At 54.9% G+C, this 16,815-nt stretch carries 18 protein-coding genes; 8 read left to right on the top strand and 10 right to left on the bottom strand.

Annotated elements, in window-relative coordinates; genetic code table 11:
* Nucleotides 1-8: 8 nt before the first annotated feature.
* Nucleotides 9-1,205 carry a glycine C-acetyltransferase gene (gene kbl / locus H7R76_RS00995; protein ID WP_106924966.1) on the bottom strand — a complete coding sequence of 399 codons (1,197 nt, stop codon included), beginning with the start codon at nt 1,203-1,205 and terminating at the stop codon, nt 9-11.
* A gap of 216 nt (nt 1,206-1,421) precedes the next feature.
* Between kbl and rfaD the strand changes: the two genes are divergently transcribed.
* From rfaD to rfaL, 4 genes are read left to right on the top strand one after another with little or no spacing between them, the layout of a single operon-like run.
* Complete coding sequence (gene rfaD / locus H7R76_RS00990; RefSeq protein WP_064541014.1) at nt 1,422-2,354, top strand: ADP-glyceromanno-heptose 6-epimerase; 933 nt, start codon at nt 1,422-1,424, stop codon at nt 2,352-2,354.
* 9 nt (nt 2,355-2,363) lie between these two features.
* Nucleotides 2,364-3,410: an ADP-heptose--LPS heptosyltransferase RfaF gene (rfaF, locus tag H7R76_RS00985; RefSeq protein WP_182966758.1), complete on the top strand. Its 1,047-nt coding sequence runs from the start codon at nt 2,364-2,366 to the stop codon at nt 3,408-3,410.
* Nucleotides 3,411-3,413: 3 nt separating this feature from the next.
* The gene (rfaC, locus tag H7R76_RS00980) at nt 3,414-4,391 is read left to right on the top strand and encodes a lipopolysaccharide heptosyltransferase RfaC (protein WP_182966756.1); all 978 of its coding nucleotides are present in this window, start codon (nt 3,414-3,416) and stop codon (nt 4,389-4,391) included.
* Nucleotides 4,392-4,400: 9 nt separating this feature from the next.
* Nucleotides 4,401-5,621 carry an O-antigen ligase RfaL gene (gene rfaL / locus H7R76_RS00975; protein WP_182929822.1) on the top strand — a complete coding sequence of 407 codons (1,221 nt, stop codon included), beginning with the start codon at nt 4,401-4,403 and terminating at the stop codon, nt 5,619-5,621.
* A gap of 45 nt (nt 5,622-5,666) precedes the next feature.
* Here rfaL and waaZ read toward each other — a convergent pair whose 3' ends face one another.
* From waaZ to rfaQ, 5 genes are all read right to left on the bottom strand, one after another.
* Nucleotides 5,667-6,449 carry a 3-deoxy-D-manno-oct-2-ulosonate III transferase WaaZ gene (gene waaZ, locus H7R76_RS00970; RefSeq protein ID WP_106924961.1) on the bottom strand — a complete coding sequence of 261 codons (783 nt, stop codon included), beginning with the start codon at nt 6,447-6,449 and terminating at the stop codon, nt 5,667-5,669.
* 77 nt (nt 6,450-6,526) lie between these two features.
* Nucleotides 6,527-7,549: a lipopolysaccharide 3-alpha-galactosyltransferase gene (gene waaO / locus H7R76_RS00965; protein WP_106924960.1), complete on the bottom strand. Its 1,023-nt coding sequence runs from the start codon at nt 7,547-7,549 to the stop codon at nt 6,527-6,529.
* Between the two features lie 15 nt (nt 7,550-7,564).
* Nucleotides 7,565-8,362, bottom strand: a complete 798-nt coding sequence (rfaP, locus tag H7R76_RS00960; protein WP_182929821.1) for a lipopolysaccharide core heptose(I) kinase RfaP — start codon at nt 8,360-8,362, stop codon at nt 7,565-7,567.
* Nucleotides 8,355-9,479, bottom strand: coding sequence for a glycosyltransferase family 4 protein (locus tag H7R76_RS00955; protein ID WP_106924958.1), 1,125 nt, complete (start codon nt 9,477-9,479; stop codon nt 8,355-8,357). The genes rfaP and H7R76_RS00955 overlap by 8 nt, the downstream gene beginning before the upstream one ends.
* Nucleotides 9,476-10,546, bottom strand: a complete 1,071-nt coding sequence (gene rfaQ, locus H7R76_RS00950; protein ID WP_182966754.1) for a lipopolysaccharide core heptosyltransferase RfaQ — start codon at nt 10,544-10,546, stop codon at nt 9,476-9,478. The genes H7R76_RS00955 and rfaQ overlap by 4 nt, the downstream gene beginning before the upstream one ends.
* Nucleotides 10,547-10,933: 387 nt before the next feature.
* On the opposite strand from rfaQ, the gene waaA reads away from it, so the two are divergent.
* Nucleotides 10,934-12,211: a lipid IV(A) 3-deoxy-D-manno-octulosonic acid transferase gene (waaA, locus tag H7R76_RS00945; RefSeq protein WP_106924956.1), complete on the top strand. Its 1,278-nt coding sequence runs from the start codon at nt 10,934-10,936 to the stop codon at nt 12,209-12,211.
* A gap of 8 nt (nt 12,212-12,219) precedes the next feature.
* Nucleotides 12,220-12,699, top strand: coding sequence for a pantetheine-phosphate adenylyltransferase (gene coaD, locus H7R76_RS00940; protein WP_106925183.1), 480 nt, complete (start codon nt 12,220-12,222; stop codon nt 12,697-12,699).
* A gap of 39 nt (nt 12,700-12,738) precedes the next feature.
* Here coaD and mutM read toward each other — a convergent pair whose 3' ends face one another.
* The 4 genes from mutM to radC form a co-directional block, all read right to left on the bottom strand.
* Nucleotides 12,739-13,548 (bottom strand): bifunctional DNA-formamidopyrimidine glycosylase/DNA-(apurinic or apyrimidinic site) lyase, encoded by an 810-nt coding sequence (mutM, locus tag H7R76_RS00935; protein WP_106924955.1) that lies wholly within the window; start codon nt 13,546-13,548, stop codon nt 12,739-12,741.
* Between the two features lie 98 nt (nt 13,549-13,646).
* Nucleotides 13,647-13,814 carry a 50S ribosomal protein L33 gene (gene rpmG / locus H7R76_RS00930; RefSeq protein WP_182966752.1) on the bottom strand — a complete coding sequence of 56 codons (168 nt, stop codon included), beginning with the start codon at nt 13,812-13,814 and terminating at the stop codon, nt 13,647-13,649.
* A 20-nt stretch (nt 13,815-13,834) separates the two neighbouring features.
* Nucleotides 13,835-14,071 (bottom strand): 50S ribosomal protein L28, encoded by a 237-nt coding sequence (rpmB, locus tag H7R76_RS00925; RefSeq protein WP_106924954.1) that lies wholly within the window; start codon nt 14,069-14,071, stop codon nt 13,835-13,837.
* Nucleotides 14,072-14,288: 217 nt separating this feature from the next.
* The gene (gene radC / locus H7R76_RS00920) at nt 14,289-14,936 is read right to left on the bottom strand and encodes a RadC family protein (protein WP_106924953.1); all 648 of its coding nucleotides are present in this window, start codon (nt 14,934-14,936) and stop codon (nt 14,289-14,291) included.
* Between the two features lie 184 nt (nt 14,937-15,120).
* Between radC and coaBC the strand changes: the two genes are divergently transcribed.
* Together coaBC and dut are read left to right on the top strand one after the other, a co-directional pair.
* Nucleotides 15,121-16,341: a bifunctional phosphopantothenoylcysteine decarboxylase/phosphopantothenate--cysteine ligase CoaBC gene (coaBC, locus tag H7R76_RS00915; RefSeq protein WP_182967888.1), complete on the top strand. Its 1,221-nt coding sequence runs from the start codon at nt 15,121-15,123 to the stop codon at nt 16,339-16,341.
* Nucleotides 16,319-16,777, top strand: a complete 459-nt coding sequence (gene dut, locus H7R76_RS00910; protein WP_035895829.1) for a dUTP diphosphatase — start codon at nt 16,319-16,321, stop codon at nt 16,775-16,777. Before coaBC ends, dut begins: the two co-directional genes overlap by 23 nt.
* Nucleotides 16,778-16,815 lie beyond the last annotated feature (38 nt).

Raw genomic sequence — 16,815 nt, 5'->3', positions numbered from 1 at the left:
TCACACCCTTAGGCAATGACGCCCAGTTGTTTACCGATGCGGGTAAAGGCTTCCACCGCACGTTCAATTTGTTCCGTCGTATGCGCCGCCGACATCTGGGTGCGAATACGCGCCTGGCCTTTTGGTACCACCGGGAAGAAGAACCCGGTCACGTAGATGCCTTCTTTTTGCAGTTCACGTGCGAAGTTTTGCGCCACCACCGCGTCGCCCAGCATGACCGGGATAATCGCGTGATCGGCACCCGCCAGCGTAAAGCCTGCGGCGGTCATTTTTTCACGGAACAGGCGAGCGTTGGCCCACAGTTGGTCGCGCAACGCCGCGCCAGACTCGACCATCTCCAGCACTTTGATGGACGCCGCCACAATTGCGGGTGCCAGCGAGTTGGAGAACAGGTACGGGCGCGAGCGCTGACGCAGCCACTCCACCACTTCTTTACGCGCGGCGGTATAGCCGCCGGACGCCCCGCCGAGCGCTTTGCCCAGAGTACCGGTAATGATATCCACGCGGCCCATCACATCGCAGTATTCATGGGAGCCACGGCCGTTTTCGCCGACAAAACCGACGGCGTGGGAGTCATCGACCATCACCAGCGCATCGTATTTATCCGCCAGATCGCACACGCCTTTCAGGTTGGCAATCACGCCGTCCATGGAGAACACGCCGTCGGTGGCGATCAGGACATGACGAGCACCGGCCGCGCGCGCTTCTTTCAAGCGTTCTTCCAGTTCAGCCATATCGTTGTTGGCATAGCGGAAACGCTTCGCTTTGCACAGGCGCACACCGTCAATGATGGAGGCATGGTTCAGCGCATCGGAAATAATCGCATCTTCAGCGCCCAGCAGCGTTTCAAACAGGCCGCCGTTGGCATCGAAACAGGAGGAGTACAGAATGGCATCTTCCATACCGAGGAAGCTCGCCAGCTTTTTCTCCAGCGCTTTGTGGCTGTCCTGAGTCCCGCAGATGAAACGCACCGACGCCATACCAAAACCGTGGCTGTCCATACCCGCTTTCGCGGCGTTAATCAGCGCTGGATGGTTTGCCAGACCCAGATAGTTGTTGGCGCAGAAGTTGATAACGTGGCTGCCATCGCCCACGGTGATATCCGCCTGCTGAGCGGAGGTGATGATACGTTCTTCTTTAAACAACCCTTCCGCACGAGCGGTGTCCAGGTCGCTGGTTAACTGTTTGTAGAAATCACCACGCATTGCAACTCTCCAGATTCGGTAAAATTTGGCACATATTACCCAAAGCTATACGCTGATACGAGATGATGCATGTCTGAATGAATTATTTGCAGCATAAATCACGCGCCCCCGTCTCGCTACGCGGTGAAAGGCTGAAGGCTGGCAAATGTGATGGTATGATAAGAGGTATTCGTGCCCGGGATACTCCAGGGCCCACCTATCTCAAAGGTTACAGTTATGATTATCGTTACCGGCGGCGCTGGCTTTATCGGCAGCAACATCGTGAAAGCGCTTAATGACAAAGGCATTACCGACATTCTGGTAGTGGACAACCTGAAAGACGGCACCAAGTTCGTGAACCTGGTTGACCTTGATATCACCGACTATATGGATAAAGAAGATTTTCTGATCCAGATTATGGCCGGTGAAGAGTTCGGTGATATTGAAGCCGTGTTCCATGAAGGCGCCTGCTCCTCCACCACCGAGTGGGACGGCAAGTACGTGATGGACAACAACTATCAGTACTCCAAAGAGCTGCTGCACTACTGCCTGGAGCGTGAAATCCCGTTCCTGTACGCCTCTTCCGCCGCCACCTACGGCGGCCGTACCAGCGACTTCATCGAGTCCCGCGAGTTTGAAAAACCGCTGAACGTCTACGGCTACTCTAAATTCCTGTTTGACGAGTACGTGCGCCGCATCATGCCGGAAGCCAACTCGCCGATCGTCGGTTTTCGCTACTTCAACGTCTACGGCCCGCGCGAAGGGCATAAAGGCAGCATGGCGAGCGTCGCGTTCCACCTGAACACTCAGTTGAACAACGGCGAAAGCCCGAAACTGTTTGAAGGCAGCGACGGCTTTAAGCGCGACTTCGTCTACGTCGGCGACGTGGCAGCGGTAAACCTGTGGTTCTGGGAAAACGGTAAATCCGGCATCTTCAACCTCGGTACCGGCCGTGCGGAATCCTTCCAGGCGGTGGCAGATGCCACGCTGGCGTTCCACAAAAAAGGCAGCATTGAGTACATTCCGTTCCCGGATAAATTGAAAGGTCGCTACCAGGCGTTTACTCAGGCCGACCTGACGAATCTGCGCGCCGCTGGCTACGATAAGCCGTTCAAGACCGTCGCCGAAGGCGTAACGGAATATATGGCCTGGTTGAACCGCGACGCGTAAGAAGTCAGCATGAAAATTCTGGTGGTCGGCCCGTCATGGGTGGGCGACATGATGATGTCGCAAAGTCTCTATCGCACGCTCAAGGCGCGCTATCCCCAGGCGATAATCGACGTGATGGCACCCGCGTGGTGCCGTCCGCTGTTATCGCGGATGCCGGAAGTCAATGAAGCGATCGCCATGCCGCTCGGGCACGGCGCGCTGGAAATTGGCGAACGGCGCAAGCTCGGTCATAGCCTGCGCGAACGGCGCTATGACCGCGCTTATGTTCTGCCTAACTCCTTTAAATCGGCACTGGTGCCGTTCTTTGCCGGCATCCCGCTGCGCACCGGCTGGCGCGGCGAGATGCGCTATGGCCTGCTGAACGATGCACGGGTACTGGACAAAGCGGCCTGGCCGCTGATGGTCGAGCGCTACGTGGCGCTGGCCTATGACAAAGGCGTAATGCGCTGCGCGAAAGATCTGCCACAGCCGCTGCTGTGGCCACAATTACAGGTGAATGAGGGCGAGAAATCGCTGGCCTGTAACGCATTTTCGCTCTCCGGCGATCGCCCGATGATCGGTTTTTGTCCCGGCGCCGAGTTTGGCCCGGCTAAACGCTGGCCGCACTATCACTACGCCTCGCTGGCAAAACAGCTGATTGACGAAGGCAATCAGATTGTCCTGTTCGGCTCGGCGAAAGATCACGACGCGGGTAATGAGATTATCGCCGCGCTGAGCGACGAACAAAAAGGCTGGTGCCGCAATCTGGCCGGGGAAACCCAGCTGGAGCAGGTCGTGGTGCTGATTGCCGCCTGTAAGGCGATCGTGACCAACGACTCAGGCCTGATGCACGTGGCCGCAGCGCTTAACCGCCCGCTGGTCGCGCTGTACGGCCCCAGCAGCCCGGACTTTACGCCGCCGTTGTCTAACAAAGCGCGCGTCATCCGACTCATTACCGGCTACCACAAGGTGCGTAAAGGCGACTCTGCGCAGGGTTATCATCAGAGCCTGATCGATATCACCCCGGCGCGCGTTCGCGAAGAGCTCAACGCGCTGCTGTCGAGTGAGGAAGCCTGACGCATGCGGGTGTTGATTGTCAAAACCTCTTCGATGGGCGACGTCCTGCACACGCTACCGGCGTTAACCGACGCGCAGCACGCCATTCCCGGCATCCGCTTTGACTGGGTCGTGGAAGAAGGCTTCGCCCAAATCCCTTCCTGGCACGATGCCGTCGACCGCGTGATTCCGGTCGCCATTCGCCGCTGGCGTAAAGCGTGGTTCTCTGCCCCCATCAAGGCCGAGCGCAAAGCCTTTCGCGACGCCGTTCAGGCGGTGAATTATGACGCCATCATCGATGCCCAGGGGCTGGTAAAAAGCGCCGCGCTGGTCACCCGGCTGGCGCACGGCGTGAAGCACGGCATGGACTGGAGCAGCGCCCGCGAACCGCTGGCCAGCCTGTTCTATAACCGTCGTCACCCTATTGCCAAACAGCAGCACGCCGTAGAGCGCACCCGCGAGCTGTTTGCCAAAAGCCTCGGTTATGCCAAGCCCGATACGCAGGGTGACTACGCGATCGCCCAGCATTTTCTGGCAACGCTTGCGCCAGCAGAAGCGCCTTACTGCGTCTTCCTGCACGCCACCACTCGCGACGATAAACACTGGCCGGAGAGCCACTGGCGCGAACTGATTGGCCTGTTAAAAGAGAGCGGGCTGCGCATCAAGCTCCCCTGGGGCGCGCCGCACGAGGAAGCTCGCGCAAAACGCCTGGCAGAGGGATTTGATTATGTAGAAGTCCTGCCGCGCCTGAGCCTGGAGAAAGTGGCACACGAGCTGGCAGGGGCAGAATTTGTTGTCTCAGTGGATACCGGATTAAGCCACTTAACCGCGGCGCTGGATCGCCCAAATATCACGCTGTATGGGCCAACCGACCCTGGATTAATTGGGGGATACGGTAAGAACCAGGTGGCGTGCTGTTCAGCATCACAAGATTTAACAACGCTTGACGCGCTCGCGGTACTTAACGAGCTGCGGAAAATACAGTCCTGGTCATCTTTTTAGGGTATTTTGATGAATTTTTTAGCATCCGTTAAGCATAAGGAAGCATGCTGGCAATCCATATGGAATCGTGGGTTAGTTTCATTATTTATTATAATGAACTTTTTTGACCATATTACCCGTTATAAGCATGCAGTCACCGGGTTAATGCTGATTACTGCACTATATTATGTAGCTAAGAAAAAAACACAGCTGCTAAGTATTTTTAAAAATAACCTGACCTATGCCCTTCTGTGCTTTGTGGCCGTGTGTGTCTATGCCGTGGCAATTTCCGTCGATCCGGCCTACAGCTTGAGTAAATTTGCCAATACCGTGCTGGAAAAACTGCTGCTGATGACGCTGCTTATCCCCATCCTGCTGCATGAGGAAAGTAAAGAGAATGTCGCCAGGACCCTGATTTACTCGCTGATCGTCGGCATTCTGCCGCTGGCGATAGCCGACGGCTGGCAGTACTACCGCGAATATCAGCAAGGGATTATGCCGTTAACCGACTTTGCGCATAAGTACCGCTCAGATATTTTAATCTTTATGGCTCCCGCATTTTTATTCCTCTGGAATTTCAAAACGACCAAAGCCAGAGTACTGTTCTTTGCGATCGCCTGCGTGATGGGCTTTATGATTGTGGGTACGCTGCAGCGTGGTACCTGGTTAGCCATCCTAATCCCAGCATTTATCTGGTGCGTCATTAAGCGAGAATGGAAACTACCGCTGCTTGCCGCCGTGCTGCTCGGTGGCGTGCTGGTCACCGGCTATCTGAAAGATCGGGACGCCTTTAAGTTGTTGTTCCATAAGATGCAGCAAACCTCCAGCTCCTACCGCTACGGCGGCGGTACGCAGGGTTCGGCGCTGGATCTGATTATGGAAAACCCGATAAAGGGCTACGGCTACGGTGAAGATATCTTCTACCGGGTATATAACAGCCGGGTTCACGACTATCCGCAGTGGTTCTTTAAACAGTCCATCGGGCCGCACAACCTGACGCTGTCGATGTGGTATGCCGGTGGTTTATTGGGCCTGTTTGCCGTTTGGTATTTGCTGATCTCACTGCTGACGGAAGCAGTCAAAGGCTACCGGGCAAGCCAGGGTATTATTAAAGAGGCGTGGCTCCTGATCGGGTTAATCCTGGTCGGCAACCTGTTCGTCCGCGGTGCCTTTGAGACCGTCAGCATAGAGAACCTGACGATGCTGTTGGGCATTGCGCTCACGCTGAAGGCGCGAAGCCAACAGCACTAAATAAAAAAGGCTGCGAATGCAGCCTTTTTTATTTTTCTGACCCGGCTACACCTCTTCCGGCGTAATAAAAGGCACCAGATCATAGCTGACGGCGGTGTTGTCAGAGAGGTTGTAGACGTTAATATCCGGCACCTTCTCCCGCATAAAGGCATAAAATGGCAGGATTTTACCTAAATCACGGCTCAACTCCGACGGCTGCGGGTTATGTTCTTCGTCATAAAAACGCGTGCAGGTATCCACTAAATCCAGCCCGGAGTGAACGATTTTCTTATAGCCCAGGCTGTAGGCAACCTGCAGCGCAGCAAACGCCACCGTATGGCACGAGCAATAGCCGTGAGAGATATCGCGGCTAAAGCCCACCAGACGTTTCTTTTTCGACATGGGGACCGAAATCAGGATGTTTTCATCCAGCTTCGCCATCAGCGTAAATTTCAGTTTCTTAAAGAAGCCGCCTTTCTCCCGCTGATATAAAGAGCGAATCACGAAACCGCGATCGTCAATGAAGCGCTTATCCTCCGCGGAGGCGTTATCGTAAACCTCGCCATTGACAATGGTGTATTTACTCTTTTGCACAAACTCGCGGAAATCATCGTTACGCTGCAGAGAAAAACGCGAATCCGTCAGCACATAAATAAACGGCTGAATATTGTTATCCAGCAGGTAGCGGGCCGAACCGTTGACCGAAATAACGTCTGATGCCGCCAGTAGGCTCAATGGCGTTTTCAGTGAGGAGGGACCAGAAAGGAAAATAATGCTGCTTTCAGCGGTCCTGTGACGTTTGATTTCGTTAATGTCTTCGGTTGTGATGCCGTGCAATTTGCCGCTCATAAGACTGCCACCAAAATAGGATTATGACCCAACTGCCAATGTTCTGATTTACCCCTGCCAGGCGTGCGCTACGTAGCCTAACGCGACTTCACCAGCCGCAGATAAAAATAGTAAATGTAGTTCATAACGCCAGCAACAGGCTGATTATTCTTGAAATTATGCTTAGCACAATAGCGCGCGTAGTTTGCGTTATTCGGCTTGAGCAACGGCGTAGATTGCCACGGCGAAGCCGCCTTTGCCTTGAGGAACGGCGTTGCGCTGGGGTAGTTAGCCCAGTTATGCCACGGCTTGGTGGGCCCAACGTAGTGGATCAACACGGTGCCATCGTTAATGGGGTTAACAAAGGCCGTCTTCAGCTCATAGTTAAGGCTGAACTGCGTGTTGTATTTCCCCTCGATAAAAGTCACTTTCCCGGCCAGAATGATGTTCAGAATATCCTGATCCATAAAGCTCAGCTTGCGCGTCACGTTTTTATCGGACAGCAGCGACATAGCCTTGCTGGATACTGACTCGCTGGCCCATGCCGGAATATTCAGCAGCAACACGCCCGAGTTAAAATAACCGTTCTCAATCGCCGGGCATTCCAGACTCTGGCTGCGTGACCGCCACCACTTTTTATCACGTTCCGGTACCACGCCCGCTACGCTATCGCCTAATAACAGCGTAGCCAGCGGCTTAATGCTTCCCTGGCACACAATATCGGCATCCAGATACAGCACGCGCGGCTGCTGACCGATGAAATAGTCGCCGATGATAAAGCGGAAATACATCGCCACGGACCAGTTCTTGGTGGTCGGAAAAGCCTTCAGACGATCGCAGTTGACAATATGAATCTGAATGCAGGTTTTATAGTCCTTCGCCAACTGGGCAAAATGCTGCTTTTCGGCTTCCGGAACGGTGTCGATAAAGACATGGAAAATAAAATCGCTGTCGCGGTTATGCAGCAGAACGGAAGCAATCGAGACGCCGCAGCCAAAAAGAAAGTTCTTATCAATCCCGTAAGCAACCGGCAGCGGTGACGTGCCCTCTGCCGTTTCGCGCTCATCAAAGATGATGCTTTCTTTGATCATCTCCTGCGCATTTAAATACGTATTTGCCATGCTCTGCCTCAGCGTTTACAACGACTTTCTTATCGTTCTTTCTTTGATTTTATTTGCTTTTTCTTCGGTTTTAGCCAGAAGCGCCTGCTCTTCTCGCAGCGCCTCTCTCAGCGGCTTAGCAAAATACACCCGCATAAAGCGCAGAACATCGCGCTGGGTCAGCCCGATATTCATTGACGAAAAATAGAGCCCGATAAGATCTTTATCGCGCCAGCGGCGCGGCACACGATCGCGAATTTGCGCACGGTGCAGGTCAATCACCGAAATCTTTAACGTTTCTTCGGCGCCGCTAAACGGCAGGTGCAGCAGAAAATGGCAGATATAGCAGTCGCGATGGTTAATGCCGCTCAAATGCATTTTTCGCACCATCGTCGCCACACGCTTAATCAGCATGCGTTTCAGCGCGGGCGCAGGCGGATTCGCTAACCAGTCGGCGCAGTAATCCTCAAGGCTGATGGTGGGCGTCAGGTCTTCGGTAATGATAAATGAGGTGCGGGTCAGAGGATTCAACCCTTTCTCCCCAAAACCAACGCCGTGCATAGTATCAACCCCCACGTCGTGCAGGCGATGAATCGCGTTCCACTCGCGATCGGCGCCCAGCACCGGCATACGCAGCGAAATCAGGTTCTTCACGATCTCTTTAAGGGAGGTGCCGCGGTGCCATTTCAGAAAATAGCTGCCGCCCGCCAGCTCGAAGCGCAGCGTACGGCGCGTTTCCAGCTCGCGGAAGACTTCACCCTGCAGGTGTTTCACTTCCTCAAAGGCATCTTTTCCGCGCCACAGCGTGGCCAGCGGTTCATTCAGCTCAACCATCCAAATCACCTATTATGATATCTGCCGCTTTGTCCGCCAGACTGTACAAATCTTGTGTATCGGCATAATTGCGCGCATTTTCCGCCCATGCTGCGCGCAGCGCCGGCTGGGTTAACGCCTTGAGGAGAACCTCATTTAAGGCTTCCTGGCGGAAAGGCTCATCCATTACCGCGCCGCAGTTGGCGTCCGCAATGTAGTGGGCATAGCCGCATACGCGGGTTGTTAATACCGGCAGGCCGGCCGTCACGGCCTCCAGCAGCACAATTCCCGCGGCTTCCTGATAGGCCGGATGCAACAGCAAATCAGCTGCCGCCATCAGCTCCGCCACGTCGTTGCGGCCGGAAAAGAAATGCACATTGCGCTGAATACCGTATTTTTCGGCCTGCGCGGCAAATTTCCCCGGTTTGTCCTGCCCGACAATAAACAGCTGCGTGTTATGGCGCACGCTTTCCGGCAGCGAGGCCATCGCGGCCAGCGTACGATCAACGCCTTTACGCGTGAAGTCCGAACCCACCTGTAACAGCACGTTTTGCGACTCGGTCAGACCATTCTTCTGCCGGTACACCTGACGGGCGTCTGGGATCTGCTGGCTGTATTTTCTGTCTGGATAGATGCCCGGCGGCAGAATATGAAAGCGTGCTGACTCGGTCTGATAGTGTTTCTGGAAATCGGCAATTTGCTTGTCCGTCAGCATCAACAGCTGCGTGTTTTTGCCGTGCTCGAACGTTGCCCGCTCAAAGGCCGCATAGTGACGATAGCGCGAAGTCAGGCGATAAAAGAACCCTTTTTCCTGCGCGACTTTTTCGGCATAGCACACGTCGGCGGCGTAATAGACGTCCAGACCGGGCATTTTATTGAAGCCCACGACTCTACTCACCGGATGTTCACGCAGATGGTTTTGCACCCACGTATAATATTGCGCGTTACGGCCGTGGTTAGTATGGGATTTGACCGGAACCTTGATGAGCTCAAACGCCTGCGGGCACTCTCCCTCCCAGGATTGCGTATATACGCGCACCTGATGACCGCGGGCCGCCACGGTCTGCGCAATGCGCATAAAATCGCGCTGCAGGCCGCCGAAGGGGAAATACTTATACAAACAGAAAGCAACGATCATAATTCCTCGCCGGTTACAGGCTCGCCGTGACCCGCGGGCAGTATTTTATCAATCGCGGCAATCACATCTTCTGCCGGGATAACCGAAAGGTACATTTCATTACGGTCACGCTGCTCACGCGGCGGCATAGGGCGATAGTCGCCGGCCCAGAACTGGATCATATTGTCCGACCACGGGCGCCAGAAGATATGATTAGTGGCACCAAATAGCGCAATCAACGGCGTTTTTACCGCCGCCGCAATATGGCCCGGCGCGGAGTCAACGCCGATAAACAGCGCCGCATGGTCGATAAGCGCCCCCAGTTCGGGAAACGTCATTTTTCCGGCTAAAGCGGTGACCGGCGGCCGCTCGCAGCCCTGTGCGATCGCCTTGATACAGGCTAAATCCTCGGCGCTCGGGCCCGACGTCAGCACCACCTCAACGCCGCGCTGATGAAGTGCATCCACCACCTTTGCGAACTTCTCATTTTCCCAGCATTTAAAAATCTGCCGTGCCGTCGGTTGGATCACCACGTAGCGCTCGCCAACGCCGGCCTTATCCAGCTCGCCGCGCACGCGCGTCCAGCACGCCGGGTTGTAGCTCATGGTCGTTTCGGCAACAGACGAATCAAGCCCCAGCGGTGCCAGCACTGACAGATTCGCTTCCACGACATTCTCGCCCTTCTGCGGGGCCAGGTGAGTAAAACTGTTGCGCCAGAACGCCGACTGCCGATGCTGATAATTCTGCGAAATGCTCATCGGGACATTCAGCAAGCGCACCAGCACGGCCACCATCCATTGGTCGGCCATATTGACGACCAGATCGTATTTATTCGACCGCAGTACTCTGATTAAACTGACGAAGTTGGTAATTTTCTCTGTCGTTTTTGCTTTCTTGTTTTTAATACCATACAGCGCGTTAATTTCAGGGTTTTCAGACAAAATAGGGATCGTATCCTGATACAACAGGACGTCGATTTTCGCCTCAGGATAATGGCGCTTCAGCGTGCTAATAACGGGGGTCGTTAATAACATATCCCCGTGAAAACGCATTTTAATGACCAGTATTTTTCGAAATGGCTTATCCACACGCGACTCTTTGGTTGAGGTTTTCCGCTAAAAACAGGCACAAAGCGCGCTTACGGCCAATGACCGGAAATGCACGCTTTTTGCCGCGCTAGTGTACCACTTCTTGCGCCGCAATCCGAACCGGATGCATTTTGCCTTTATAAAGTCATTTTTCTTTATAAATCATGGCAGTAATACCTTATCCATCGCGATAACTTCCGCGACGTTCATCCCCACATATCCAGAGGCGTTAACCGCAATGAACAGCATAAAAAAGGGTGATAAGCAGTGATATCCACGGCAAGCCCCTGCACTGTGGATAATTTAGACCAAAAACAGCAAAAGTAATGGTAAAGCCTCAGTTAAATACTTAGAATCCACAGCACATTCATAACTCAGCTATTTATTATGCTTGAACTGCTTTACACCGCCCTTCTCTACCTTATTCAGCCCCTTATCTGGATACGGCTTTGGGTGCGCGGACGTAAGGCTCCGGCCTACCGAAAACGCTGGGGTGAACGTTACGGTTTTTATCGCCAGCCGCTTAAGCCCGGCGGGATTATGCTGCACTCCGTTTCCGTAGGTGAAACGCTGGCGGCCATTCCGCTCGTGCGCGCGCTGCGCCACCGTTACCCCGATTTGCCGATTACTGTGACCACGATGACCCCCACCGGTTCCGAGCGCGTCCAGTCAGCATTTGGCAAAGACGTGCAGCACGTTTATCTGCCGTACGATTTACCCGATGCCCTTAACCGTTTCCTCGATAAAATCGACCCTAAGCTGGTGCTGATTATGGAAACGGAGCTGTGGCCAAACCTGATTGCCGCACTGCATCGCCGCCATATTCCGCTGGTGATCGCCAACGCGCGCCTTTCCGAGCGCTCGGCTGCCGGGTACGCCAAATTAGGGTCATTCGTGCGGACGCTGCTGCAGCGTATTACGCTGATTGCGGCGCAGAATGAAGAAGACGGCCAGCGTTTTGTGGCGCTGGGCGCGAAAAATAATCAGGTCACCATCACTGGCAGCCTGAAGTTTGATATTTCCGTCACGCCGCAGCTGGCTGCCAAAGCGGTAACGCTGCGCCGCCAGTGGGCACCGCGCCGGCCGGTGTGGATTGCCACCAGCACGCATGAAGGCGAAGAGAGTATCGTCATTGCCGCCCACAAAGCGCTGCTGAAGCACTACCCGGATCTGCTGCTGATTCTGGTGCCGCGCCATCCGGAACGTTTTCCGGACGCCATCAATCTCACCCGTCAGGCTGGCCTGAGCTACACAACCCGTTCCTCCGGCGAAGTCCCTTCCGCCGCGACGCAGGTGGTGATTGGCGATACTATGGGCGAGCTGATGCTGCTGTACGGAATTGCCGACCTGGCGTTCGTTGGTGGCTCGCTGGTCGAACGCGGCGGCCATAACCCGCTGGAAGCCGCAGCGCACGCCATTCCCGTGCTGATGGGGCCGCATACGTTTAACTTCAAAGACATTTGCGCGCGTCTGGAACAGGCGAGCGGTCTTATCACCGTTACCGATGCCGAAAGCCTTGAGAAAGAGGTTTCCTCTTTGCTGGGCGACGCGGATTACCGCAGTTTCTATGGCCGTCATGCCGTTGAGGTCCTGTATCAGAACCAGGGCGCGCTGCAGCGCTTGCTACAACTCCTGGAGCCGTACCTGCCACCGAAAACGCATTGAGGATGATTATGCAAAAACGGGCAATTTATCCGGGCACTTTCGATCCCTTCACTAACGGTCACCTTGATATCGTGACCCGCGCAGCCTGCATGTTCGATCGGGTGATCCTCGCCATTGCGGCCAGCCCCAGCAAAAAACCGATGTTCGACTTAAACGAACGCGTTGCCCTGGCCCAGCAGGCTACCGCGCACCTGGGCAACGTCGAGGTACTCGGGTTCAGCGATTTGATGGCCAATTTTGCCCGCAGCCAGCAGGCCAATATTCTGATTCGCGGCCTGCGCGCCGTGGCCGACTTTGAATACGAAATGCAGCTAGCGCACATGAACCGCCACCTGATGCCTGAACTGGAAAGCGTCTTCCTGATGCCGTCAAAAGAGTGGTCGTTTATTTCATCGTCGCTGGTGAAAGAGGTCGCGCGCCACGCCGGTGACGTGACGCACTTCCTGCCACAGCACGTGCATCAGGCGCTGATGGAAAAGCTTAAGTAACAACGCGTCAACGCTGGCCGGGCATCGCCCCGGCGGGCGCTACTTCTGACACTGTCGACAATAAAACGTCGCCCGCTGCGCATGTTTACTGGCAATAATTGGCGTACCGCACACCCGACACGGCTCGCCTTTCCGTCCGTACACCTGTAGCTCCTGTGCAAAATAGCCCGGCTTACCGTCGCTTTGCAGGAAATCCTTCAGCGTGGTTCCGCCCTGCTCAATCGATCGTTGCAGTACGGCTTTGATCGCCGCGACCAGCCGCTCGCACTCTTCCGCCGATAACGAACAGGCCAGCCGATCAGGATGGATCCGTGCGGCAAACAGCGATTCGCTGGCGTAAATATTACCCACGCCCACCACCAGCTTGTTATCCATCAGCCAGGGCTTAATCGCCGTTTTCTTCTTCGCGCACTTCGCCAGCAGGTAGCCCGCGTTAAATTCGTCGCTGAGCGGCTCAGGGCCCAGATGAGCGAGCGCGCTGTGGCCTTCCAGCACCGGCGTCCATAGCCAGGCGCCAAAACGGCGCGGGTCGGTGTAACGCAGCACTTTGCCGTTACTCAACACCAGGTCTACATGATCGTGTTTTTCTGCCGGTAGCTCGTGCGTCAAAATTCGCAGGCTCCCCGACATCCCCAGATGGATAATAATCCAGCCGTCAGGCAACTCCAGCAGCAGGTACTTAGCGCGTCGCTGGACGCTGAGTACGGGTTTATCGCTCAGGCGGTAGATTTCATCGGAGACGGGCCAGCGCAGGCGACCGTTGCGAATGACAGCATACTGGATGGTCGCACCGACCAGGTGAGGCTCAATACCCCGGCGGCTGGTTTCTACTTCGGGTAATTCAGGCATAGCGTCTCCGTCACAAATACAGATGCTTCTATTATGGGGACGCGCAGAAAACAAAAAACCCCGCCGAAGCGAGGTTTTTCGTGACATCGAAACTAAAATTATTTGATTTTAGCTTCTTTGTACAGAACGTGCTGACGGACAACTGGATCGAACTTTTTCAGTTCCAGTTTTTCCGGTTTAGTACGTTTGTTCTTCGTGGTGGTATAGAAGTGACCAGTACCAGAAGAAGAAACCAGCTTGATTTTCTCACGAATACCTTTAGCCATGATTTATTTCCTCTAAGTACTTAGTACTTTTCGCCACGGGCACGCAGTTCAGCCAGGACTGAATCGATGCCTTTTTTATCGATTACACGCATACCTTTAGCAGATACGCGCAGGGTGACAAAACGCTTCTCGCTCTCAACCCAGAAACGGTGAGAGTGCAGGTTCGGCAGGAAACGGCGTTTAGTCGCGTTCAGTGCGTGGGAACGGTTGTTACCGGTCACCGGACGCTTGCCAGTAACTTGGCAGACTCGGGACATGTCTATTCTCCAAAAATCAAATTAGCTCGAGCTTCGTATGGGGTATCGGCGCCTCGTCAGGCTGTAAAGCCCGGTCACGACGGTTCTAAGTGAACCCCCGATTGCCAGGCCCAAATGCCAAACCCGAGATTCTCAAAGGTGGCGTAGTATACGCTGACCCGGCGATATGCTCAAGTCCCGAACAGACAAAGATCCCGGTAGATCGCGTAATAATCCGCTAAATCCAGCCGCGTTCGGCAAAAGAAACGTATTCACCGCGGCCAATAACCAGATGGTCCAGCACACGTACATCCATGAATTGGCAACATTTTACCACCCTTTCGGTAATAAGTCTGTCTGATTTACTGGGTTCTGCATTACCCGATGGATGATTATGTGCAAGGATCACCGCCGCCGCGTTCACTTTGATGGCTTCTCGTACAATTTCGCGCGGATGCACCTCAACATGGCTCAAGGTGCCAGAAAAAAGTCGGCAGTGCTTGAGCACCTTATGCTGGTTATCGAGGAAGATAACCACAAAAATTTCTCGTTCTTCGTCGGCAAGCTGGCTTTGCAGAAACTCGCGGGTCATCTCCGGGCTCAACAGCGACTCCTCTGACAGCACGCGCAGGCTAAAGTAGCGGCGCGCCAGTTCGGCAATGCCCTTCAACTGAGCATACTTGGCAATCCCCATACCATCGATATGCGTTATCTCTTTTTCCGACGCCGAAAGCAGGCCGTACAACGATCCAAAATGGCGCAGCAGGTCATGAGAGTAGCGCATGACGCTTTTTTCACGCGTGCCGGTGCGTAAAAAAAGCGCTAATAATTCAACATCCGTCAGCGTCTCAATACCGTATCGCTGCATTTTCTCGCGCGGCATCATGGTCGTAAGCTCTCCATTTCAATAGGGCTGCCTTCATCCTGACATCGCAGGGCCAACGCGGCGAGGCGCAGATTCCGGCCTTGCGTAACGCCTCGCAAAGTGTCGTTGCCGTAAGCGCACGACCCCGCCAGGATTGTGATAAAATGCGCGAATTCTGGTGTCCCTCTAACAGGAAAGAATCATGATGAGCCTGGCCGGTAAGAAAATTGTTCTTGGCGTCAGCGGCGGTATTGCTGCTTATAAAACGCCAGAACTAGTGCGTCGCCTGCGCGAACGCGGCGCAGATGTGCGCGTTGCCATGACCGACGCGGCGAAAGCCTTCATCACCCCGCTGAGCCTGCAGGCGGTTTCCGGCTACCCGGTCTCCGACAGCCTGCTCGATACGGCCGCAGAAGCCGCAATGGGCCATATTGAGCTGGGCAAATGGGCGGACCTCGTCATCCTCGCCCCCGCCACGGCCGACCTGATTGCCCGCGTCGCCGCCGGGATGGCGAACGACCTGGTATCGACCATCTGCCTTGCCACGCCATCGCCGGTGGCGGTAGTGCCGGCAATGAACCAGCAGATGTACCACGCCGCAGCGACGCAGCACAACCTTAGCGTACTCGCCTCGCGCAATTTGCTTATCTGGGGGCCGGACAGCGGCAGCCAGGCCTGTGGTGATATCGGCCCCGGCCGAATGCTCGACCCGATGACCATCGTCGACATGACCGCCGCCCATTTTGCCCCCGTCAAAGATCTGCAACATCTGCATATCATGATTACCGCCGGCCCGACTCGCGAGCCGCTGGACCCGGTGCGATACATCACCAACCACAGCTCCGGCAAGATGGGGTTTGCGATTGCCGAAGCCGCCGCCCAACGCGGGGCGAACGTTACGCTGGTCAGCGGGCCGGTGTCGCTGCCGACGCCAGCCTTCGTGCAACGTATTGATGTGACAACGGCTGAAGAGATGAACGCCGCCGTCCAGGCTGGCGTTACGCAGCAGCAGATTTTTATCGGCTGTGCCGCCGTTGCAGACTATCGTGCGGCGGTCATTGCAGAAGAAAAAATTAAGAAACAAGATACCCAGGGTGATGAATTCACAATAAAAATGGTGAAAAACCCGGATATCGTCGCCGGCGTTGCAGCGCTGAAAGAGCACCGTCCCTATGTCGTAGGGTTTGCCGCCGAAACGCATAATGTGGAAGAATATGCGCGGCAAAAGCGTAGCCGCAAGAACCTTGATCTGATTTGCGCCAATGATGTATCGCAGTCAAATCAAGGCTTTAATAGCGATAACAATGCATTGCACCTTTTCTGGCAGGACGGCGAGAAGCGTTTACCGCTCGCCAGTAAGTCACTCCTGGGCCAACTATTATTGGACGAGATCGTTACCCGTTATGATGAAAAAAATCGACGTTAAGATTCTGGACTCGCGTATTGGCCAGCAGTTCCCGCTGCCGACCTATGCCACCGCTGGCTCAGCAGGCCTCGACCTGCGCGCCTGTCTTGATGACGCCGTAGAGCTGGCGCCGGGTGAAACCACCTTACTGCCGACCGGTCTGGCGATTCACATTGCCGACCCGTCTCTGGCAGCAGTAATGCTGCCGCGCTCCGGCCTGGGTCACAAGCACGGTATCGTGCTGGGTAACCTGGTGGGGCTTATTGACTCTGACTACCAGGGTCAGCTGATGGTGTCTATCTGGAACCGCGGTCAGACGACTTTCACCATCGAGCCGGGCGAGCGCGTCGCGCAAATGGTATTTGTTCCTGTCGTACAGGCCGAGTTTAATCTGGTCGAATCGTTTGAAGCCACCGACCGTGGCGAAGGTGGCTTCGGCCACTCCGGGCGTCAGTAAACCGCCCTCAGGCGCATCACGCAGGATGTGATGCGCCC

The organism is Klebsiella sp. WP8-S18-ESBL-06 (assembly GCF_014169755.1).
Taxonomy (GTDB): domain Bacteria; phylum Pseudomonadota; class Gammaproteobacteria; order Enterobacterales; family Enterobacteriaceae; genus Kluyvera; species Kluyvera ascorbata_B.
Note: the sequence above shows the minus strand (reverse complement) of the source record. Positions and strands in the feature narration are given on the sequence as shown.

What these genes read in the sequence shown, in the direction of transcription:
- dut (WP_035895829.1), top strand. Translation starts at nt 16,319, where the DNA reads ATGATGAAAAAAATCGACGTTAAGATTCTGGACTCGCGTATTGGCCAG.
- rfaC (WP_182966756.1), top strand. Translation starts at nt 3,414, where the DNA reads ATGCGGGTGTTGATTGTCAAAACCTCTTCGATGGGCGACGTCCTGCAC.
- waaA (WP_106924956.1), top strand. Translation starts at nt 10,934, where the DNA reads ATGCTTGAACTGCTTTACACCGCCCTTCTCTACCTTATTCAGCCCCTT.
- rpmG (WP_182966752.1), bottom strand. Translation starts at nt 13,814, where the DNA reads ATGGCTAAAGGTATTCGTGAGAAAATCAAGCTGGTTTCTTCTTCTGGT.
- rfaF (WP_182966758.1), top strand. Translation starts at nt 2,364, where the DNA reads ATGAAAATTCTGGTGGTCGGCCCGTCATGGGTGGGCGACATGATGATG.
- kbl (WP_106924966.1), bottom strand. Translation starts at nt 1,205, where the DNA reads ATGCGTGGTGATTTCTACAAACAGTTAACCAGCGACCTGGACACCGCT.
- coaBC (WP_182967888.1), top strand. Translation starts at nt 15,121, where the DNA reads ATGAGCCTGGCCGGTAAGAAAATTGTTCTTGGCGTCAGCGGCGGTATT.
- rfaL (WP_182929822.1), top strand. Translation starts at nt 4,401, where the DNA reads ATGAATTTTTTAGCATCCGTTAAGCATAAGGAAGCATGCTGGCAATCC.
- waaO (WP_106924960.1), bottom strand. Translation starts at nt 7,549, where the DNA reads ATGGCAAATACGTATTTAAATGCGCAGGAGATGATCAAAGAAAGCATC.
- rfaD (WP_064541014.1), top strand. Translation starts at nt 1,422, where the DNA reads ATGATTATCGTTACCGGCGGCGCTGGCTTTATCGGCAGCAACATCGTG.
- waaZ (WP_106924961.1), bottom strand. Translation starts at nt 6,449, where the DNA reads ATGAGCGGCAAATTGCACGGCATCACAACCGAAGACATTAACGAAATC.
- rpmB (WP_106924954.1), bottom strand. Translation starts at nt 14,071, where the DNA reads ATGTCCCGAGTCTGCCAAGTTACTGGCAAGCGTCCGGTGACCGGTAAC.
- rfaP (WP_182929821.1), bottom strand. Translation starts at nt 8,362, where the DNA reads ATGGTTGAGCTGAATGAACCGCTGGCCACGCTGTGGCGCGGAAAAGAT.
- H7R76_RS00955 (WP_106924958.1), bottom strand. Translation starts at nt 9,479, where the DNA reads ATGATCGTTGCTTTCTGTTTGTATAAGTATTTCCCCTTCGGCGGCCTG.
- coaD (WP_106925183.1), top strand. Translation starts at nt 12,220, where the DNA reads ATGCAAAAACGGGCAATTTATCCGGGCACTTTCGATCCCTTCACTAAC.
- mutM (WP_106924955.1), bottom strand. Translation starts at nt 13,548, where the DNA reads ATGCCTGAATTACCCGAAGTAGAAACCAGCCGCCGGGGTATTGAGCCT.
- radC (WP_106924953.1), bottom strand. Translation starts at nt 14,936, where the DNA reads ATGATGCCGCGCGAGAAAATGCAGCGATACGGTATTGAGACGCTGACG.